Source organism: Halorubrum tibetense, assembly GCF_042661865.1.
GTDB classification, from domain to species: domain Archaea; phylum Halobacteriota; class Halobacteria; order Halobacteriales; family Haloferacaceae; genus Halorubrum; species Halorubrum tibetense.
This window is the reverse complement of sequence record NZ_JBHSWW010000455.1, coordinates 1-1,265: the sequence shown is the minus strand read 5'-3', so window position 1 is coordinate 1,265 and position 1,265 is coordinate 1. Positions and strand designations below refer to the sequence as shown.

Genomic DNA, 1,265 nt, shown 5'->3' with positions numbered 1-1,265 from the left:
CCGTCGAGCTCCGTCAGCAGCTGGGAGACGACCCGCTCGCCGACGCCGGAGTCGTCCCCGCCCGCGGCGTCGCGATCGCTCGCAACCGCATCGATCTCGTCGAAGAAGACGATCGCCGGGGCGGCCTGCCGGGCGCGGTCGAACAGGTCACGGACCGCTTTCTCGGACTCGCCGACGTACCGGTCGAGCAGCTCCGGGCCCGCGACCTGAATGAAGTTGACCCCGCTCTCGCCGGCGATCGCCCGCGCGAGTAGCGTCTTACCCGTCCCCGGCGGCCCGTGGAGGAGGATCCCGGTCGGCGGGTCGGCGTTGGCGGCGTCGAACAGCGGCCCGTACGTCAGCGGCCACGTCACCGCCCGCTCCAGTTTCTCCTTCGCTTCCGGGAGGCCGCCGACGTCGGAGAAGTCGGTGGTGGGCTGTTCGGCGACGTACTCGCGCATCGCGCTCGGCTCGACCGCGGCGTGGGCCGCCTCGAAGTCGGCTTTCGTCACCCGAACGTCCGCGAGCGCGGTCGCGTCGGTCTCGCGGGCGCGACGGAGCGCGGTCATCGCGGCCTCTTGGGTGAGCCCCTCGATATCGGCCCCGACGAACCCGTGTGTCCGGCTCGCGATCCGGTCGAGGTCGACGTCGTCAGCGAGCGGCATCCGCCGGGTGTGGACGTCGAGGATCTGTCGCCGGCCGGCCTCGCCGGGGACGCCGATCTCGATCTCACGGTCGAACCGCCCGCCACGGCGCAGGGCGGGGTCGAGGCTGTCGACGCGGTTCGTCGCGCCGATAACGATCACGTCGCCGCGGGCGTCGAGCCCGTCCATAAGCGAGAGCAGCTGGCCGACCACGCGGTTCTCCACGTCGCCGCCGTCGTCGCGCTTGCCAGCGATCGAGTCGATCTCGTCGAAGAAGACGATCGCCGGCGACTCCTCGCTCGCCCGGTCGAAGACGTCGCGCAGGCGCTCCTCGCTTTCGCCCTTGTACTTCGACATGATCTCCGGGCCGTCGACCGTGATGAACGTCGCGTCCACCTCGTTGGCCACCGCGCGGGCGATCAGCGTCTTCCCGGTGCCCGGGGGGCCGTACAACAGCACGCCCTTCGGCGGGTCGATCCCGAGCCTGGTGAACACCTCCGGCTCGGAGAGCGGGAGCTCGATGGTCTCACGGACCAGCTCCAGCTCCTCGTCGAGCCCGCCGATGTCCTCGTAGGTCGCCCCCGCGGTTCGCTCGGCAGGCGGCCCCGCGTCGTCGCCGGCGGCGACCCCGTCGATTCCGGG

1 protein-coding gene is annotated in these 1,265 nt (G+C 71.6%); it reads right to left on the bottom strand.

Features of this window, described 5'->3' with window-relative positions:
• Positions 1–1,265, bottom strand: a 1,265-nt coding sequence (locus tag ACFQEU_RS16115; RefSeq protein WP_379783811.1) for an AAA family ATPase, incomplete at both ends; no start/stop codon positions are given.